Genomic DNA, 18,636 nt, shown 5'->3' with positions numbered 1-18,636 from the left:
CGACAGGGTTTCCCTCTGCAAACTAAAAAAAGCAGGAAGACCGATACAGCCTTCCTGCCTTGCAATCTTAGTCAGTGATTACTGGTTCTTTTTCCAGGTCTCCCAAGCTTTCTGGACTTCGGATGCTACCTGCTTCGGCGCTTTCGAGCCGAGACCGATTTCCTGCAACCCTACGTTGATCACGTTGTACACATCACTGTGCAGAACACCATCGATAACCGGGGTGATCGGGGTGTAGGCGGCATAGTATGCAGCTCTCTTTGCGATGAACGGCTCAAGATTCCGCTCTTTTACAACTTTTTCCACATCCACATTGAGATTGGAGGGGAAGGAAGCACCGGTGGTGAGGCGGTAGGTCTGGACATACTCACCCTGCAGGTACTTGATCAATCTCCAAGCTGCAGCTTCCTTGGCCGAGCCGGCAGGAATGTTGGCACTCATGCCCCAACCGGTTCCGACTACACCACTGTTTGAATTGTGGATGACTTCGCCGGGAAGATTGGGAATGACCATCAACTCGAAATCACTCTGCTGCAATGCAGGACTGATCAAAGCCTTGCCGGTGGTGATGTCGGTCTGGAAGGCTCCGGTCGACCAGTCACCATCGATGTAGAATGCTGCCTTTCCGGCGGCGAATCTGCCACGGGATGAACCGTAGGGGCTGGTCAGGCTGTTGCGGTTGATCATACCGGACTTGTACATGTCATCGATCAGGTCCAAGGATTTGACGAACCACTCATCGGTGAAGGAAATCTGGCCGGCAGCAAGCCTCTCATACCAATCAACTCCGCCGTAGCGGCCGGCAACCATGGAGAACAAGCAGCTCTGCATCACCCATGCGTCCATGTTGTCCATGGCGATGAGATCGATGCCTTTTGCCTTGAGGGGAGCAACCATGGCCTTCATATCAGCATAGCTCTTTGGTATGGAAAGACCATTGTCTCGAAGGACTTTGGTGTTGACATAGAGCATATGGGTGGTGGTTACACCATTGGGCAGCATGGCCAGATACCCGGCAAACTGCGGAGCTACCGTAGCAGGGTTGTACTGGTCCAACAAGCCGTCCTTCTCAAGGAACGGTTTGAGGTCCTTCACACTCTTGGTGGTGTGAAGACTGGTCGAACGACCGCTGGGCCACATATACAGAACATCGGGCACCTGACCGCTGGCGACGTAGGCTTCCGTCTTCTGGTGGAACGGTTCATTGAACAGGTCCTCACGGACGATCTTGATATCGGGGTTCTCTGCCTCGAATTTGTCCCAAACCATCGTAATATCATTTGCGCTGTTTGGTTCAGACATGTCGATGTAGTTCAGCACAGTCAGCTCAATCTGCTTTCCAGCTGCTGCATCCTCCTTTGCTCCCTGTGCAAATACCGATGTCACGACCATCAGCACTGCAAGAGCCAATACGGAAATTCTCTTGAATCCAGTCATTTCTACCTCCTGATGACTTGCATACACTGCGCTTGGAAGAATCCTCGCGCTCTCTCTATGTTCCACCCCATACGGGGTGAAGTACCTGATTTCTTTAGTTCATACTTTGTACAAACTAATGTTACCATGCCCTATGCAGGCTGTCAAATAAAAAACATTTGTCAGCCCTTCACCGCACCTGCGGCAACTCCTTTGGTAATCTCCTTGCGAAATGACAGATAGAAAACAAGCATGGGAACCAGGCCGATGACCAAGGCTGCAAACTGTTTTCCAAAGTCACTGGAAAGTGCACCTGCAAACTTTTGCACTCCCACAGGCAGGCTCTTCAACGCATCACTGCTGGTCAGGATATTGATCAGCATGAACTCATTCCAGGTCCCGGTTACCGTCATGATGGCCACCGTAACAGCCACCGGGGCTGCCATAGGAACAATGATCGAGATGAATATCTTCAAATAGGTCGCCCCATCGATGCGGGCCGACTCCACCAGTGCATCGGGAATGGATTTGATGAACTCCGTTCCGAGATAAATGCCCATGGGCATGGCTATGCCGATATAGGGAATGAGGACTCCCAGGAACGTGTTGTACAATCCCACCCAGTTGATGATGAGAAAGAGCGGAACCATGATCGATTGCAGCGTCAACAGCAATCCGATGACAAACGATCCATGCAGGTACTTGGTTGCCCGGTTAGGAATCTTTGCAAAGGCAAACCCGGCCATAAACGAGAAAACCAAGGTGACGACCGTTGTAACACCGGTATAGATGAAACTGTTGAGGATCAAGCGGGGGAACTTGCCGCGCACCCAGGCATCCTTGTAGTTGACCAGCACCCACTCTTTGGGGAATCCCAGCTTGTTCATCTGAAACTCGGTGGTTGTCTTGAAAGAGTTCATGACCAGCCACAAGAGAGGATAGATAGCCATCACCGTGAAGAAAATCATGACCGCATACGTGAGCACCGTATTGATTCTCGCTCCAACCGATTTCGTATCCTTGATGTCATTCATCGCCTATTCCCTCCCGCCGAACTTGTGTTCAACCCACTTGGTAAGACCGATGAGGGAGAAGCTGATGATTACCATGACCGTGCTGATTGCGTTGGCCAACGGATAGTTGGGAGCACCCTTGAATGCTTTGTCGAACATATAGATGGACAGGACGGTGGTCCGGTTCGCCGGGCCTCCGCCGGTCATCACATAAATCAGGTCGAAGCTTTTCAACGACCCGCTGATCGCCAGTATCGCCGAGACGACCAGTACCCCCGTGAGGGCTGGAAGAATGATATACCGCAGCGTCTGGCCTTCGGAAGCCCCATCGATGCGGGCTGCCTCGATGACCGAACCGTCGATCTTTTGCAGGTTGGCGATGAATATGATCATATACATGCCGGTATACATCCAGAGAATGACAAAGAGGACGGGAAGGAGCGGATTGCTGCTGATCCCATACTCATAGGAAGGGATGAACAGGCGCATCAACTCCGGGAAGGCTCCATACGGGGCAAAGAATGACTTCCACAAGATACCGATGACGACCGTGGAGATTACCGTGGGAAGATAGATCATCGTCTGGAAAAAATCACCGTTTCTTACCAATCCCCTGTGCAGCACATAGGCAAGGAAAAAGCCCAAAGGAATTTGGCCGAACAACGAGACCAGGACTATCCACAGGTTGTTCTTTAGTGCAAGGTAGAAATACTCATCCACAAACAACCGGCCGTACCACTTGAATCCCACAAATGAGACGGGCTTGCCACCAAAGAGCCTGCCGCCGTTGTAGTCGGTCAAGCTGAGAATCACGGAAAAAACCGTAGGGAAAGCCATAACCGAGATATAGACCAAAAAACCGGGAAGGACCAGGGTCCAGTAGGCTCTCCTCTGCTCTCTTTTCGCATCGGCAAGCGTATGCACTTTAGACATGTGTAACCTCCAAATGGGGCTTCCTGTACGACTTTTTCATCGGATAGGCTTGGGCGATCACATCCTCCCAGTCAAAATGGGTGCGGCATTCGATTTCAGACAGCTCGGGGACTGCAAAGAGTTTTTGCAGGAACATCATGGCAGCACCTTTTGCAACCACGGACTCGTCCTGGGTGTCGAAAATCAACTTGCAATTGACCTTTTTCAAGACATCCAAAAACTGCGGGCAGGCATCACCGAGCAAGTCCCTGATCTTCTGTTCGTCCGAAAACGGCTTGCCATGAATGAAGAAGACCCTGGGATCGAAGACGGAAACAACCGGAACAAGGGAGCTGAAGAGATCTATCATCCATGTCCTCCAAGCCTCTTCGTCATGCACGGACCGGATCAGCAAGTCCTCGGGCAATCCAGTCTGGCCGATATTGTGCCCCCGCCAACTCAAGGTGCAAATTTCACCGCTGCTGTGGTGGGACCCATGATACACCTTGCCGCCAATTGAGAGACCGATGCCCACACCGATACCGGCCCGGTCTCCGAATTGATAGCTTCCTTCATGATAATCGGCGATCATGCACATGAAATCACCCAGATTCACATTGCGGTTGATGGTCATCTCCAGCCATGCAGTGCAGTTGGCATCATTTTCAACAAAAACCAATACATCGTAATTCTTTGTAAAGAAGGAGTAGAAATCATAGTTTCTCAGATCAAACGGCTCTGCATAGATGATCACCCCGTTCTCTGCGTCCACGATGCCGGGAATGCCCGCCACCACCGCCAACAGGGCGATGCCCAGCTTGTCGACCTGCTTCAGGATGATATCCATCAAAAAGTTGATGATACCGTCAAAATCCACTTCAGGCAGTTTTCCCTTGTCCTGAAAAAGAAGGCTTCCGGTGATATCGAGAATGACGGCACGATAGTGGGACGGCTGGATATCGAAGCCAGCCACACACCCGAACTTATCGTTGAGCCTGAGGATGATCGGCTTCCGGCCTCCCCGGCTCATACCGCTTCCTTCCTCCCCTTCATAGACAACTTCATCGTCTATGAGGGCGGAAATGATATTGGTTACCGTCGAACGGTAGAGATTGAGCTCCCGTGCGATGTCAACCCTGCTGATCCCCGGACTCTTCCAGATAAGCTGGGCAACCAGCGAGGTATTGGCATTCTTCTGGAAATTGTTGTTGTTGATTCTCATAAGCCTCGGTATACTTGGTCTAGGACCTCGGTCATGGTGTGAAAAGCTCTTCCATTGGTTTGTTCGCTCTCTGTACAAACAAAGCCTACCATCCACCGGGCCACCTGTCAAGAATATTTTATCAAGCAGTTTGTACAACGTTTGAACTTGACTTGCAGGCAAAGCCGTGCTACCAAGAATCCATGCATACACATCATAGCCGCAAAGCAAGCGACCTTATCGTCCCGATTCCCAAAAGCATAGAAGATTGGGAGGGCACCTTCCGCCTTCATCCGCGCATCGCCATCGCAGCTGAAAAAGGCTTCGAAGCAGTACACCAACTGGCACTTGAGCTATTCGGCTGCAAGGCAGGCGGGGAGGACATACTCTTCAAATATCAGGCGGGCATGGAGCAGGAAGCCTACATCCTGACCATCAGCAAGGTTCAGATTGTCATCAAGGCCGGTACCGACGAAGGGGCTTTCAGAGGCTTGAGTACCATCCGCAAACTTGCCCTGCTTACGGACAACCAGCTGCCCTGCTGCAAGGTGGAGGACAGCCCGACATTTGCATGGCGCGGATACATGGTCGACTGCAGCAGGCACCAGTTTTCCATCACCTTTTTGAAAAAACTCATCGATGTTGCATCCTTGTTTCACCTCAACCGCTTTCATTGGCATCTCACCGATGACCAGGGGTGGCGCATTCCGCTTGACGGATGGCCGAAGCTTGAAAGCATAGCCAGCAAGCGTACGGAATTGCAATACACCGACGGAAGAACCTACGGCCGACTGTACAGCAAAGAGGAAATCCTCGACCTTCAAGCATATGCCCATGCAAGGCATGTGCTGGTGGTGCCCGAAATCGAGACACCCGGTCATGCCTCTGCCCTGCTTGCTGCCTATCCTGAGTTCGGATGCACCGGCGGTCCGTATGAGACCCAAGACCGTTGGGGTATTTTCGAGGAGGTCATGTGTGCAGGAAGCGATGAGCTTATCGGCTTTCTCGGCGATGCCATCACCCAAATTGCCGAGCTTTTCAGCTCCCCTTACATCCATATCGGAGGCGATGAATGTCCCCATGCAGCCTGGCAGCAGTGCCCCCGCTGCCAAGAGCGCATGAGACAGTTGGGCTTGACCGATGCTCGCTACTTGCAGAGCTGGATGACGAGCAAGGTGTGTGAAATGGTGCACAATGCAGGAAAACAGCCGATAGGCTGGGACGAGGTCTTGGAGGGAACCGAACAGCTCGGCCTGCCCAAGGATTTGATCGTCATGTCATGGAGAGGCGTACAGGGCGGCCTGGAGGCGACCAGAAGAGGCCACCAGGTGATCATGTGCCCCAACACAGCTGGTTGTTACTTTGACTACAAGCACTTGGACAGTGAGGAGGAAATGGGAACACTGGGCGTCAGCACGCTCAATCAGGTGGCTCATTTCTCATGCGTCCCCGATTCTCTACAAGCGCAGGCAAAAGCCCATGTACTGGGCTCACAGGGAAATCTGTGGACCGAGAAGGTAACGACCTCCCGCCAAGCCGAGTATCTGTTGTTTCCCCGGCTCATGATGCTGGCACAACAACTGTGGAAACCGGAGGATGCAGAGAAAGTCCTGCAAAGCAAGAGCACACTGACACAGCTGTGCGATGCACTCGACCTTGCTTGTTATCGCGGAGAATAACGAACATATATTGTGAGAATCCAACGAGTGTGCTATGAATTGAGTACACCTTCTGGTGGATTTTCTCTCTGCAGGCCCTGCCTCCGTTGGACGGCGGGCCTGCGTTGCATCAAGCAAAGAAAAGCACCAGAGCTTCCACCCTGATGCCTCATGTTGTTGCAAAGCCTTCCCTACTCGCCTTTTTTCAGCAAATCCTTGGGAATATGAATCAAATGGTCCTCACTCTCACGATACAAGGTGGCAATGAAACCTATGATGCCGACCAGTTCACTTCCGGTCTTCACCGCCAGCTCCTCTGCAAGGGGACGAATCTCATCCTTGAAGGCTTGAAACTTTACTTTGACCAACTCATGACTGCCCAAGGCATCGTCCATGGCTGCTATCACCCGCTCTTCCAACCCATTCTTGCCGACCATGACGATTGGTTTGAGAGAGTGTGCCTGAGCCTTCAGAAAACTTCGTACGCTGCTGTTCATAGGTGGTACTATACTCAGTCCTTGTACTTTTGAGCAACTACGAAGCGCTTTACTTTTTTGGTACTCGTCATTTCAAGCGGCTCATCGACGACGGTCACACGGGTGATTTTCTTGTAGGACTGCAACTCCTTGTTCACCTCGCCGATGATCTGGTTGATGCGCTCCTCAATCTTCTGCTTTGCCTTATCGCCGTACTGCTTGGCCATCTCGTCGGCCCACTTCTGATCAGGATAGACCAAGGCTCGAATGCCTTCGCTCTTTGTCTTCTTGTCAGTCAAATACCCGAGTACACAGATGGTATCGATTTCATTATACAGCTGGAAGTGGTCCTCGATCTCCTCGGGGAACACATTCTTGCCGCCTTCGGTAACAATGATGTTCTTGGCACGACCGGTCAGATACAGGTAGCCCCGGGCATCCTGATGCCCGACATCACCGGTATTGAGCCATCCATCCTCGAGCACCTCCGCAGTTGCCTCTGGATTGTTGTAGTAGCCCTGCATGACCATGGGTCCCTTGATATAGATAATACCGTTCCCATCACTATCGGGATTCACAATCTTGACCTCGACCTGCGGGATTTTCTTGCCGACCGATGTCTCGATGTACGCCTCCACCGGATTGAGGTGGGTGATGGGGCTGGTCTCGGTCAGGCCGTAGCCCTGCACGAAGTCGATTCCCAGCTGATTGAACATCTTGAACGTGCTTGCCGGCAGCGGACCGCCGCCGCTGATGCAGATGCGGTTCTTGTCCAGCGAAAGTTTCTTAAGCAGGAAGCCGAACATCTTCTTTCCCACGTTGACTTTGAATACCTTCTTCAGCAGACCGGAAACACTCATCAAAAACCGGATGAGGCCATACAGGACAATACCTTTCTCCCGCACCCCGTTCATCAGGGCCGCAATCATCTTGTTGAAAAGCATGGGAACGGCGAGGAACATCGTGACCTCTCCTTCCTTCAGCTCCTTGAGAATCTGGCTGATGATCAATTTCTTGCCGAAGACGATGGAAGCTCCCACGCTGATTGCCTCAAAGAAAACCGCCATCATGGTATAGGAATGATGAATGGGAAGAATGGCATAGAATACATCGTTGGGAGACAAGCTCATATTGCCCTGGGCCAGATAACAGTCGCTGACCATGTTGCGGTGGCTGAGCATGACACCCTTGGGCGTGCCGGTTGTTCCACTGGTAAATAAAATAGCCGCGGTATCTTCACTCTGCGCCTTGTGCCGCTTCACTTCCTTGCCGTCCAGGTCCATAACAAACGGATACTCTTTTGCAGGCTCCAGACTGATCCTATCAGTCAACCCAAGCTTGTTTTCGGTGTCGAAATTCTCAAGTCTCTCAGGATCGGCGAACAGGATTTTCGCCCCGGCAAAATCCATCAGCTTGACCATGTCCTTATTGCTCAAGGTATTGTCGAGCGGGACCACGATGGCTCCGCTAAAAAGAATCCCCAGATATGCAATCGCCCACTCAGGACTGTTCTTGCCGGAAACGGCAACCTTGGTGCCCTTGCCGACTTTTTTTGATGCGAGGTAGTTTGCCACCTTCAGCACCTGCTGATGCACCTCGGTATAGGTGAAGGTCACCTTTTTGGGAACAAAGGCGGTGAAGCACTTATTATCCGGATAGCGACGTACCGATATCTCAAACATCTCTACGATAGTAGGCCATTCGCCCTGGAAAGCCGTACCGCGATATTCATCCAGAAAATCCCACGGTTTGGGTGCATGTTTTTGCTGTGCCATATTCCATCTCCTCGCTATTACAATCCAGCTTATTCCACTATAAGCAGAAGAATCAGAGAAATCAAGATTATCATGACAAAAAGTCACTATGCGTCATTGTGTAATGCTCAACTCGCCTGCAAATTGCATCTGTATATCCTTCCAAAAGAAACGCATCCATCCCACATTGAGTAATCTTTCGCACATACCCATGCTGCAAATAGTATACCGCTCAAGCGCATCGCTGACGGCGATATCGGCAGGATGCTGGAGAGCATGCAAATCGAGCAAGTGTTGCGTTGACCAAAACAGGCGTTGCGTCTACAGTTTACGACGAGGTATCTACTACATGGTAATTTCGTGCTTTGACGATGTAGTCCGCTTCATGGAGAGTTTCACCAATCTTGAGAAGCAGACAACACATTATACAACCAGAACGTACCGCTTGGACCGGATGAAGGCGTTGCTTGCCTATCTGGGCAATCCCGAGCTGTCATTCAGGAAAATTCATCTGGCCGGCTCAAAGGGCAAGGGTTCTACCGCCAGTTATATAGCCAGTGCACTCACCGCCCTGGGGTATAAGACCGGCCTCTATCTCTCCCCTCATCTGATCGACTACCGCGAACGTTTCAGCCTCAGCGGAACATTCTTCAGCGATGAGTTGCTGGTCCAGACCGGAAAACAACTCCAGACCCAATTGGAAGGCTTCCACTTCAGCGACCAGTGGGGCGAAACAGATCCAACGACCTTCGAGTTGTATACATCCTATGCCTACCTGCTCTTCAAGAACAGCGGCTGTGAATGGGCGGTCATCGAAACAGGTCTGGGTGGACGACTGGATGCAACCAACACCATTGTCCCCGAGGCGTGCGTGCTCTGCCCCATCGAACTTGAGCATACGAAAATTCTTGGCGATACCATTGAAAAAATCGCTACAGAAAAAAGCAAGATCATAAAGATGGGAGTCCCCACCTTCATCGGCTTCGAAGAGAAGGAAGCCCTGTCGGTATTCCTGGCCGAGGCGCAAGCGCAAAAGAGTGCAACCTATCTACTCGAGGATGCTATTGCTTCACTTACCAGCAGAACCACCACAGAGGGTGAGCTTGTCCGGTATCGATGGAAAAATGGGAACGAAGAACAGTTGCTGCTTGCGATGCGCGGCAGCGTACAAGCCCAGAACAGCGCCCTCGCCCTGCTCGTTCTGAGAAGTCTGGGGCTCTATAATGAGAACGTTCTTCCAGCAATCGAAAAGAACCAGATTCCCGGGCGGTTCCAGCAGCTGTCCACCAATCCCTGCCTCTATGTCGATGGAGCCCACACCACCCACTCATTGCAAGCTCTGCTTCAGAGTTTCACATTGTTGCACGGTTCTTCCAAGAAGAACACCATCATCTATGGAGCACTGGAGGACAAGGACCACCAGCATATGGCCAATCTCGTGCTCGACCATTTCCAGCAGATCATCATCAGCCGGCCGGGCACCTATAAAAAGAGTGATATCTCGAGCCTTTTTGCGTTGTTCAATGCCCTTGCCCGGGAACGGACGCAACCCTATCGGATTCTTTTGATTGAAGACAACAGGGAAGCTCTCAAGACTGCATACAGCATGACAGCTGATTCCGATGCCATTCTTGTGTGCGGATCATTCTATCTCGCCGGCGGGGTGAAAGCTGCCTTTGAGCAGATACGGAGTGCCTATGAGTCTCAACTGGCGTGAAATAGCACTCATCCTTGAGGAACTTCCCTTGGTCGGAAGTTCCTTGCAGCAAACCGTCCAGCATGATTTTCACTCGATGAGCTGGAACTTCTACCATCCTCAAGCCGGACGCTGGACGCTGTATACAGAACTTGGAACCCCTTTCTCCCGTCTTCATCTGGCAAGCGGAGCCCTGAGTGTCGTCCAACAAGGGAAAACAGCAAAGCTGCAGCGCTTCATCCAATTTCTCAGGGCCAATGTAGAAGGATCCAAAGTACTGGAGGCCTCCCAGATAAGCCATGACCGCTTGGTTCGACTCAAGCTGGACAATCATGGCACGACTTTTTATGTGTACCTGCGTTTCTACAGCGGCCCTGGTGCCAACATCATCATCACCGATGAACAGAACATCATCCTTGAACTGCTGTACCGCCGACCCGGCAGAGGGGAACAGAGCGGCCTGCCCCTCATCCTGCCCCAGCCGAAGGCTGAAGAGGACGATCGGTTTGTCATTCGAAGCCGCACCGACAGCTCCTTCAACCGCCAGATAGAACAGGAGTACGGCAACCAAAGCAATGAGCTTACCTTCCAAGAGCTTCAGCGCAAGGTCGAATCCAAGCGGGATCGTGAGCTGAAAACGCTGAGAACAACCCTGGCAAGCCAAACGCATACACTGAAAGCCACCGAAGGGTATGAGCGGTACAAACTGACCGCAGATCTGCTCAGTGCCTACCAACACTTGTTGGAGGACAACCAGAGCAGCATCGTTCTGGAGGATTGGGAGTCAGGGAGCAAGCGGGTCATCGAGCTCGAACCCAAGCTCAAGGGAAGGGAGAACATCCTTCTCTACTACGATAAGTATCAGAAAGCGAAAGGGTCCTATGAGAATGCACTGGCCGAGGTTGAGAAGGTAACAGCACAGCTCCAAGCGTGCGAGGCGCACTACAACCGATTGCTGGATCCTTTGATTGACCAGCAAACCGCCATACGGGCGATGAAACGCGAGCTTGCCGGCTCTTCAGCCAAGCAGCAGGAAAAGCTCCAGACTCCGGGTCTGACAATCCAGAGCGGGCAGTTCACCCTGTTGGTCGGACGCAATGCGAAGGAAAACGATGAGCTGCTTCGCCGCTATGTCAGGGGCAATGATTACTGGATGCACACCCGCGATGTTCCCGGCGGGTATGTCTTCATCAAGTTCATCAAGAACAAGACCATCCCCCTTGACGTCCTCTTGGATGCCGCAAACTTGGCCATCGTGTTCAGCAAGGCAAAGAAAGAGGGCAAGGCAGACCTCTACTACACCCAGGTCAAGCATTTAAGAAGGGCTAAGGGAGGAAAAACCGGTTTGGTTCTCCCCACCCAGGAAAAAAACTTGCGTGTAGCACTGGACGAGACAAGGCTTGCACGGTTACTTTTAGAAGATGACAATGCTTGAATCCCAACACCATTTGATTTTCTATCCAGAAGATAGGACAAAACTAGACGAGTGTACAAGAAGAAGGCCTGCCACAGGAGAACCCTGTTCGCTGCCCACCGCCATTGTAGTCCCTCATGCTTCCTACGACATGGTTTGTGAGGCTCTGCACCGGTCATTCGAGCACGTGGCGATGCAAAAGCCCTCGAAGGTGGTCTTCCTCGGCCCCTTGCATCAGGAGGTGCTTGGCGAGCATGAACCGGCTTTCCTGTTCACACCCCAAGCCGAGGGCATCAGGGTGGCCGAAAATGAGCATGTATTCGATACGGCACTGGCCACCGAGCTTTGCACCCGATTCAAGGCCCATGTGATGCGCGAGGACAGCTATTTCATCGAGGAGCCGGCTTTGGAGCTGACCCTCCCGTTCATCCAAAGCTATTTTCCCGGGACAGTGGTGCTTCCCCTGCTTTGCAAAAGCTGCGACAAGTCACAGCTTGCCATCTACACCCAGGTGATCAAGCATATCACCGATATCGATGACAAGGTGCTGTTCATCATCTCAGCCAATGCAAACGCACTGCTTCCCGCTTTCGAGGCTGCGAAGCATGCAACCGCTTTTGCAGATGCATTATCCCAAGGAACCAGTCTGAGCGAAGGCCTTCGCATGCATACCATCAGCAGCTGCAACACGGCCGCTTTGGAGGCGGTCGGCAGACAGCAATGGGGAGCAGGGAGATGGAATATCGTTGGAATGTATCTAGCCGGCATACAGCGGCAGGACATCCATGCAGAATCGGATGAGAATGAAAAACGCGTCTGGCACATCAGTGCCGTCTTAGGAGATGCCCATGCGAACCAATGAAACCTTTGAGCACATCATCGATGGAAAACCCATGCGCCTGATTGTCATCGGCCCACAGAGCGTGGAACTGCCCACCTATCTATTGCAAGGTGAAAAGGCACAAGGCTATCTGTACAAGGACGGCACTCTGGAAAGCTGGTTTTGGAAGGGTTTGACTGTCGTCGATGGAAAGCGCTGCCTCTATTTCGATCCGTTGGACATCTTCGCCTTCGAGCAGATTGCCAGCACCAAACGCGATCAGGCACTGCATCTGGTGCGGAGTCTGGCAAAAGCCCTGATGCTTTTGCCCTCCTCTTTCCTGGATTTGAGCAACGGCATCCTTCCGCTGTGGAGAATCTGGGGTGTCGAGGATGGAAGCATCCTCATCCTCCCCCAGGATGTTGCAGACCTTCTGGCATCCTGTGCAGACGAGCAGACACGGTTTTATCACCTGGGGGCATGGGTTCATCACGGCATTCACGCACCGTTCTCCCTGATCGATCAACTGGCATCCTTCCTCTATTTTGCCGCAGCGGGATTCCCTCCCTTTGCCGACAAGAACACCCGGGAAGATGCTTTCAAGGCAGTTCCCCTCAGCCTCTGTGCTGTCAATCTGGATAAGGCGACCACTACATTCATCGACAAGACCTTGAGCTTGAGCCTGACCAAAATGCGGGATATCAGCGGGAACAAGGAGAGCCAAAAAGCCCTTTCCTACTTCCTGGAGCAAACCGAGGGCCTTGTGTGGAACCTGAGCGCACTTGAACAGCCCCTGAAGAGGGAGTCCCTCTATGAGATGAGCGAATGCGCCTCATTTTTATACGCACAAGAAAAACGGGCTAAAAGGAAGATTTTCTGGAGAAAGAAGGGATGGATCGTCATCACCGTCACGGTGAGCGTCTTCATTCTGGCCTACTTCACCACCAGCCGCATCCGCACAGCCCTCGCTCCCCCGTATACAGCAGGAATGCCGCCAATCACCATAATCGAGGAGTTCTATGCCGGCCAGAATGCCTTGGACCTGCAGAAAATGGAAGCCTCACTTGCCAAGAAAACAAAAAATCCGGCAAGCATGGAGGTGACCAACCTCTTTGTCACCCGGCAGACCAGACAGGCGTATGAGGGAATAAACACCCAAATCGATCCGAATCAATGGATTGAAGACGGCAGGCCTGCAATACCTGAGGGCACCTTCCTCTATGGGGTCACCGACCTTGTTGTCAAACCGCTGGGGGGGGATACCTATCTTGCATCAGGGGTACTGTATACCCCGTACTCCTATGAACAAGAGAGTGAGACTGCCGAGCAGCCGGCAACGGGAGTACCGATTTACACCTACCGGCTGGAACAGCAATTTACCGTTGAGATGGGCGAGCGCGGTTGGTATGAGATCACCGATATCAGCTCGGTCGGGGTTCAGCTGCTGGAGAAAATTGTGGTTCCTACCTATCCGAGGCCTTCAGGTATTCCTCTATCTCGTTGAGAATGGAAGCTTTGTCTTCGGGATCAAACCACTTGGCATCAGCAAAACTCTTGAAAAACGTCATCTGCCGCTTCGCATAGAAGCGGCTGTTTCGTTCAATCTGGTTGGCTATGATGGAATGCGACCACTCACCGTGTTCCATGGCCTGGAAAAACTCACGGTACCCTATGCCCTGCAGACCCGGCCACCAGGACTGGGCTCCCATCCTGAGAAGGCCTCGGATCTCATCCACCAGCCCCGCTTCAAACATTGCCTGCACCCGGGCTGCCAGCCTGCGCCTCAACATCTCACTTTGGCGCTGCAGTCCTATGACCAAGGGATGCATGCCGTTTCTCGGCTCGGATGGAAGTGAAAAGCTGCTCAAGGGCTTGTTGCAGGTCTCCCAGACCTCCAGGGCCCGGCTGACGCGGTACATGTCGCTGGGGTGGATGCGTCCGGCGCTCACCGGATCGACTCGTTGCAAATATTGGAAGGCCCACTGCCTGCCTTCGGTTTCAATACGCCGGGCAATTGACTCACGGATGGCTTCGTCGCTGGGAGGGGCTTCGCTGAGCCCATAGAGAAAATGCTTGAAATAATAAGCCGTCCCCCCGCTGATCACCGGAATTTTTCCTTGTTCGTGAATCAAGAGACAGGCTTTGTCGGCTTCCTCGATGAAATTGCCCACCGAAAACTGTTCCCATGGATCGCGGATGTCGATCAGATGGTGCTCAATTGCCAAGCGAACCGCAGCAGAAGCCTTTGCAGAACCTACATCGAGGTAGCGATAGACTTGAATCGAGTCGGCGTTGATAACAGAAAACCTCTGCGGATCAAGATCCAGCAGAAGTTCTGTCTTTCCGACCCCGGTAGGGCCGAAGATGAAAATACTGTGTTCGAATGCGTTACTCTTCGTCGGGTGTTTCGAAATGGATTTCACCTTTCAGAGCTCTCGTGAGGACTTCGCTGACAATCTTGCCATTGTTCTCCTCGATTTCTTTTCCGCCGCATCCGGGATTGCTCAGGATATTCGCCTCTTTGATCGCCACGCAAGTAATCTGGTAGATATTGCCCTCATAATCAATAAGGCTGTTCAATGGAATGCTCACCGTTCAACTCCTTGTCCCTAAAAGACGGTAATGATACAACTCTTTTATTATAGAGATTTACTTGGAAAATGTACAGACCTTAGAAAACATGGCGGTAACCGAAGCGGATGTACTGCCGCCTGACGATGTCCTGAATTACAGCATCGATTGCAGAACCTTGCGCTGTAATCCAAGGCAGGTACGAACCCTCGACAAAAACAATGCCCCGTGAGAAAAGAAACTCATAGGAGAGCGAAAGGGCAAACCCCGCTCCCAGTTCATATCCCACCCCTTGCTCCCAACCCAGGCGGGCCTTCAAGCCCAAGCCCGCCATCACCGGGGAAAGATGAGGCAACCGGTACAGCATGGTAGTCTCGATGCCCGCAGCCTGAAGCGAAGGTGCACGCATCGGCAGGCTTAGCGCAAGGTTCTGCTCGAATGTCCTGTTGAGCATTCCCACCTCCAAGCCCGTTGACATCAACGACTGGGAAATACCTGCATATGGTCTCGCAGCCAAGGTGAAACACGAGAGCAGAAGGATGATGACAAGCATTGGCTTAGCGTATTTCACGGGCCTTGGCCTCCTTGATGATAATTCGTGCTACATCCTCCGGCCCCAACTCGGAAGTATCGATGACCAGGTCCGCAACCGAGGTATCGCTGTTGTCGATGTTGTATAATCGTTTGTACCGTGCACTATCGTTTGCATCGCGGCGTCGAGTCTGCTCAAGACGTTCTTCCAGCGTCCCCCCTTCGCGTTGCATGATCCTTCGGGCACGTTCGAGCGAGCTTGCGGAAAGATATACCTTCAGATCGGCCTGCTTGAGCATCCAGATCGCCAGGCGGCTGCCAAGTACGCAATCCGGCTGGGATAGGGCCATCTCAACCTGCCTTCGGTCCACCTCAAGGTCGAATTCATCACTCTCCTCCGCCATTTTGCAGAACGTCCAGAATTCAATGCCCTTCTCTTCGCTGAGGGTACGGAAGGTGAAATTTATCATGGGATACCCCAGTTCATCTGCAACCAACTGAGAGACCGTGGTATTTCCACAACCGCTCTTTCCACTAATAGCAATACGCACGCAATCCCCCGTTACTCGATGTTCCGAATTTGTTCACGAATATTCTCCAGACCGTCCTTCATCTTGACCACCTGAATGTTCAGCTCGACCATCTGGCTCTTGCTGCCGATGGTATTGATCTCCCGATTCATCTCCTGGCAGAGAAAGTCAAGGCGCTTGCCGGTCGGCTCATCTTTTTCCAGCAAGGAGAAATACTCTTTCAGGTGCACTCCCAGACGCTTGATCTCCTCATGCACCGAGTATTTGACGAGCATGACCGCCACTTCCTGCAAAATCCTATTCTCATCATAGTTCTGATCACCGAGCATCTCGTTGAAACGAGACCGCAATGTGTCCTTTACCATCTGCTCCAATTCATTGGCATGGCTCTTGACCACATCCAAGCCTTCGGCGACAAGACCTCCCAAGCGAACCAAGTCCCGCTTGGTGGATTCACCCTCCCGCGTCTTGCTCTGTGAAAACTGCACCAAAGCCGATTCCAGTGTCTCAAAGAGAACCTGGCGGTAGCGTTCGCTGTCGTTGCCTTTCAAGCTCACCAACACACCCTCGCTGCCCAGGTAATCAGATAACCGAGGCTTCAGGGCTTTGCCGGAGAGTGCGGCAATCGAAGCAAATGCGTGTGTATAATTCTTTACAGCTTCTGCGTCTACATACAACTCCACATCACTGGCCAAATTCTTGACCCTGATGTTGACCTCCACATGGCCACGACTTGCCACCTTTGCGATATATTTGTCGATCTCCATCTCATAGGGGGCCAGCATATAGGGAATATTGTGATTGATATCCAAATAGCGATTATTGTACGACTTCAACTCCACGGCAAGCTGGAATTGCTCGCCTACGGATTCGCTGTATCCGTACCCGGTCATGCTCTTCATGAAAGACTCCTTCTCTGGTGCGCAATACGCTCGCAAAGGCTGCGGTTGTTGCCCGCACCCATCGTAATACACAACCATCGCTCTTGCAACCAGAGGCTGGCGAGAGCGAGGGCGGTATCTTCGTCTTGAGCAAAGGCGCATGTGGTTGAAGTCAGGCTCGATACCTGCCGGGCAAGATGTTGTGCTGGATCAGGACCCGAGGGGCCGTCCCCTCTTGCCGATGCATAGGTGGCCTGCACGATAAGCGCATCGCACTTGGACAGCTCCCGGGCAAAATCCTCGGAGAAAGCCCGTGTCCGGCTCGCAGTATGGGGGCAGAAAATCACCAGGATCTTGTGTCGGGGATACCGTTCGTTGAGTTCTTCCAAGCTTGTTCGGATTTCCGAAGGGTGATGGGCGTAGTCGTCGACATACACCACACCATTCTGTTCAAACAGTACTTCGGTTCTGCCGGTACAAGCTGTGTAGGAGCCCAAATGACGCGAAAGATTGGATACCAACGTAAGAAGCACTTCATCGGAGAGCAAAGCCTGGTCCTGGAGGTAGAGCTTCGGCCGTGGACGGTCGAGCAACATTGCAACCGAGAGAACCAATGCGCCGATGTGGTCGCACACCAAGGCCCTCGCTTTCGCTTGGACGGTGAAGGGATTTTCAGGCAGTACTGCAAGCGTATAGCTGTCAGGACCGCTTTGCATGATTCTGAACGGCGGCTTTGCCGAAAAGCCGTACGACAGGATTGTCAGGTCGGGCCGATTGACAGCGGCATACGCCGCTGCTTCACAGGCCCCGGCATCATCGGCGCAGTATATCAGGATTCCTCCGCTCTTGAGCTTGGAGACCAAGGACTCAAAACTGCGCTTCACATCCTCCAAGGAGTGGAAGTAGTCAGGATGGTCGAATTCAATGGAGGTTATCAGCACCGCCCGCAGATCATAGGAGAGAAAATGGTCTTGGTACTCGCAGGCCTCGAAAAGCGCGCACTCACCACCGTAATAGGGATAGTGCTTGAGGCCGGTTTGGGATGAACCGTAGACTGCATAGAACGGAAACTCAGCGTCCGAGGCTTCCCGCAACAGATGGGAGGCCACCGAACAGGTCGTACTCTTGCCATGGGTGCCTGCAACTGCATAGCTGTCCTGGCGCCTGGTAAGCAGGGCGATGAAAGCTGGATATGAGTAGAGGGCGAGCCCGCGCCGGGCAGCAGCCTGGAGAATTGGTGTTTGCAGGGGATAGGCGCTGCTGTAAATGACCAGGGAGATGTCGCTGGCCAGCAGATGTTCGGAAAAACCGATATCACAGGCCAAGCCTTCCTGTTCGAGCAAGGCATCGGTGAAGAACACTTCGTCACGGTCGCATCCGCGTACTTGGCAGCCCATCCGCTTAAGCAGGACGGCCAGACTGGCCATGCCTGTACCCTTCATTCCTACCAGATAGCAATGCTGTGACTGCAGATCCATACCAGCTCCCTCTTCAAACGAAAAAAAAGACTGCCACACAGGACAGTCTCGGTTCCAACAACTATGTTTTTAGTTGGATGCAGTTGCCTTGATGTGGGCATTGCAAGGCTTGCAGACCTTGGCTTTCTGACCGTCGATGGTCACTTCATACATAACCTTGACTTCGGTTCTCTTGCAAACGGGGCACTGACCACGTCCATGGTTCACTTCGCTCCTGATCCCACTGCCTCTATGTGCTTTGGACATATACTCTACTCCTTACAGGTTCAAACGTTCTACCGTTTG

Annotated in this window: 18 protein-coding genes; 5 read left to right on the top strand and 13 right to left on the bottom strand. The window is 52.4% G+C overall.

The annotated features are described in order from the left end of the window. Positions 1-78: 78 nt before the first annotated feature. From B3F49_RS07935 to B3F49_RS07920, 4 genes are all read right to left on the bottom strand, one after another. Positions 79-1,437, bottom strand: coding sequence for an ABC transporter substrate-binding protein (locus tag B3F49_RS07935; protein ID WP_293910251.1), 1,359 nt, complete (start codon positions 1,435-1,437; stop codon positions 79-81). Between the two features lie 161 nt (positions 1,438-1,598). Continuing rightward, the gene (locus B3F49_RS07930) at positions 1,599-2,450 is read right to left on the bottom strand and encodes a carbohydrate ABC transporter permease (RefSeq protein ID WP_293890569.1); all 852 of its coding nucleotides are present in this window, start codon (positions 2,448-2,450) and stop codon (positions 1,599-1,601) included. A 3-nt stretch (positions 2,451-2,453) separates the two neighbouring features. Beyond that, a complete protein-coding gene (locus tag B3F49_RS07925; RefSeq protein ID WP_293890571.1) occupies positions 2,454-3,362 on the bottom strand; it encodes a carbohydrate ABC transporter permease in 909 nt (302 codons plus the stop codon). Continuing rightward, entirely contained in the window at positions 3,355-4,563 is a 1,209-nt protein-coding gene (locus B3F49_RS07920) for an ROK family transcriptional regulator (protein WP_293890573.1), read from the bottom strand. Before B3F49_RS07920 ends, B3F49_RS07925 begins: the two co-directional genes overlap by 8 nt. 182 nt (positions 4,564-4,745) lie before the next feature. On the opposite strand from B3F49_RS07920, the gene B3F49_RS07915 reads away from it, so the two are divergent. Beyond that, entirely contained in the window at positions 4,746-6,221 is a 1,476-nt protein-coding gene (locus B3F49_RS07915) for a beta-N-acetylhexosaminidase (protein ID WP_293910249.1), read from the top strand. Between the two features lie 170 nt (positions 6,222-6,391). On the opposite strand, the gene B3F49_RS07910 is transcribed toward B3F49_RS07915, so the two are convergent. Both B3F49_RS07910 and B3F49_RS07905 read right to left on the bottom strand, forming a co-directional pair. Continuing rightward, positions 6,392-6,697 (bottom strand): YhbY family RNA-binding protein, encoded by a 306-nt coding sequence (locus B3F49_RS07910; RefSeq protein ID WP_293890577.1) that lies wholly within the window; start codon positions 6,695-6,697, stop codon positions 6,392-6,394. Positions 6,698-6,711: 14 nt separating this feature from the next. Next, a complete protein-coding gene (locus B3F49_RS07905) occupies positions 6,712-8,451 on the bottom strand; it encodes an AMP-dependent synthetase/ligase (RefSeq protein WP_293910247.1) in 1,740 nt (579 codons plus the stop codon). Between the two features lie 328 nt (positions 8,452-8,779). Between B3F49_RS07905 and B3F49_RS07900 the strand changes: the two genes are divergently transcribed. Genes B3F49_RS07900 through B3F49_RS07885 form a run of 4 tightly spaced genes read left to right on the top strand, consistent with a single transcriptional unit; the run spans position 8,780 to position 13,864 of the window. Beyond that, entirely contained in the window at positions 8,780-10,147 is a 1,368-nt protein-coding gene (locus B3F49_RS07900; RefSeq protein WP_293910245.1) for a bifunctional folylpolyglutamate synthase/dihydrofolate synthase, read from the top strand. After that, positions 10,128-11,561: an NFACT family protein gene (locus tag B3F49_RS07895; RefSeq protein ID WP_293890584.1), complete on the top strand. Its 1,434-nt coding sequence runs from the start codon at positions 10,128-10,130 to the stop codon at positions 11,559-11,561. The genes B3F49_RS07900 and B3F49_RS07895 overlap by 20 nt, the downstream gene beginning before the upstream one ends. Beyond that, positions 11,548-12,402: an AmmeMemoRadiSam system protein B gene (gene amrB, locus B3F49_RS07890; RefSeq protein ID WP_293910243.1), complete on the top strand. Its 855-nt coding sequence runs from the start codon at positions 11,548-11,550 to the stop codon at positions 12,400-12,402. Before B3F49_RS07895 ends, amrB begins: the two co-directional genes overlap by 14 nt. Continuing rightward, the gene (locus tag B3F49_RS07885; protein WP_293890591.1) at positions 12,389-13,864 is read left to right on the top strand and encodes a hypothetical protein; all 1,476 of its coding nucleotides are present in this window, start codon (positions 12,389-12,391) and stop codon (positions 13,862-13,864) included. The genes amrB and B3F49_RS07885 overlap by 14 nt, the downstream gene beginning before the upstream one ends. Here the strand turns inward: B3F49_RS07885 and miaA are convergent. The 7 genes from miaA to B3F49_RS07850 form a co-directional block, all read right to left on the bottom strand. Further along, positions 13,824-14,783 (bottom strand): tRNA (adenosine(37)-N6)-dimethylallyltransferase MiaA, encoded by a 960-nt coding sequence (gene miaA, locus B3F49_RS07880; RefSeq protein ID WP_293910241.1) that lies wholly within the window; start codon positions 14,781-14,783, stop codon positions 13,824-13,826. The genes B3F49_RS07885 and miaA overlap by 41 nt on opposite strands. Beyond that, the gene (locus B3F49_RS07875; protein ID WP_244771257.1) at positions 14,749-14,952 is read right to left on the bottom strand and encodes a hypothetical protein; all 204 of its coding nucleotides are present in this window, start codon (positions 14,950-14,952) and stop codon (positions 14,749-14,751) included. Before B3F49_RS07875 ends, miaA begins: the two co-directional genes overlap by 35 nt. A 79-nt stretch (positions 14,953-15,031) precedes the next feature. Beyond that, positions 15,032-15,502 carry a hypothetical protein gene (locus tag B3F49_RS07870; RefSeq protein WP_293910239.1) on the bottom strand — a complete coding sequence of 157 codons (471 nt, stop codon included), beginning with the start codon at positions 15,500-15,502 and terminating at the stop codon, positions 15,032-15,034. Next, positions 15,489-16,013 carry a (d)CMP kinase gene (cmk, locus tag B3F49_RS07865; RefSeq protein WP_293890606.1) on the bottom strand — a complete coding sequence of 175 codons (525 nt, stop codon included), beginning with the start codon at positions 16,011-16,013 and terminating at the stop codon, positions 15,489-15,491. The genes B3F49_RS07870 and cmk overlap by 14 nt, the downstream gene beginning before the upstream one ends. An 11-nt stretch (positions 16,014-16,024) precedes the next feature. Continuing rightward, a complete protein-coding gene (locus B3F49_RS07860; RefSeq protein WP_293890609.1) occupies positions 16,025-16,894 on the bottom strand; it encodes a YicC/YloC family endoribonuclease in 870 nt (289 codons plus the stop codon). Further along, a complete protein-coding gene (locus B3F49_RS07855; protein WP_293910237.1) occupies positions 16,891-18,351 on the bottom strand; it encodes a glutamate ligase domain-containing protein in 1,461 nt (486 codons plus the stop codon). The genes B3F49_RS07860 and B3F49_RS07855 overlap by 4 nt, the downstream gene beginning before the upstream one ends. A gap of 69 nt (positions 18,352-18,420) precedes the next feature. After that, complete coding sequence (locus B3F49_RS07850) at positions 18,421-18,597, bottom strand: hypothetical protein (RefSeq protein ID WP_293890615.1); 177 nt, start codon at positions 18,595-18,597, stop codon at positions 18,421-18,423. Positions 18,598-18,636: the final 39 nt, after the last annotated feature.

It is taken from the genome of Sphaerochaeta sp. UBA5836 (genome assembly GCF_002432845.1).
Taxonomy (GTDB): domain Bacteria; phylum Spirochaetota; class Spirochaetia; order Sphaerochaetales; family Sphaerochaetaceae; genus Sphaerochaeta.
This window is presented reverse-complemented; position numbering and strand designations above follow the sequence as displayed.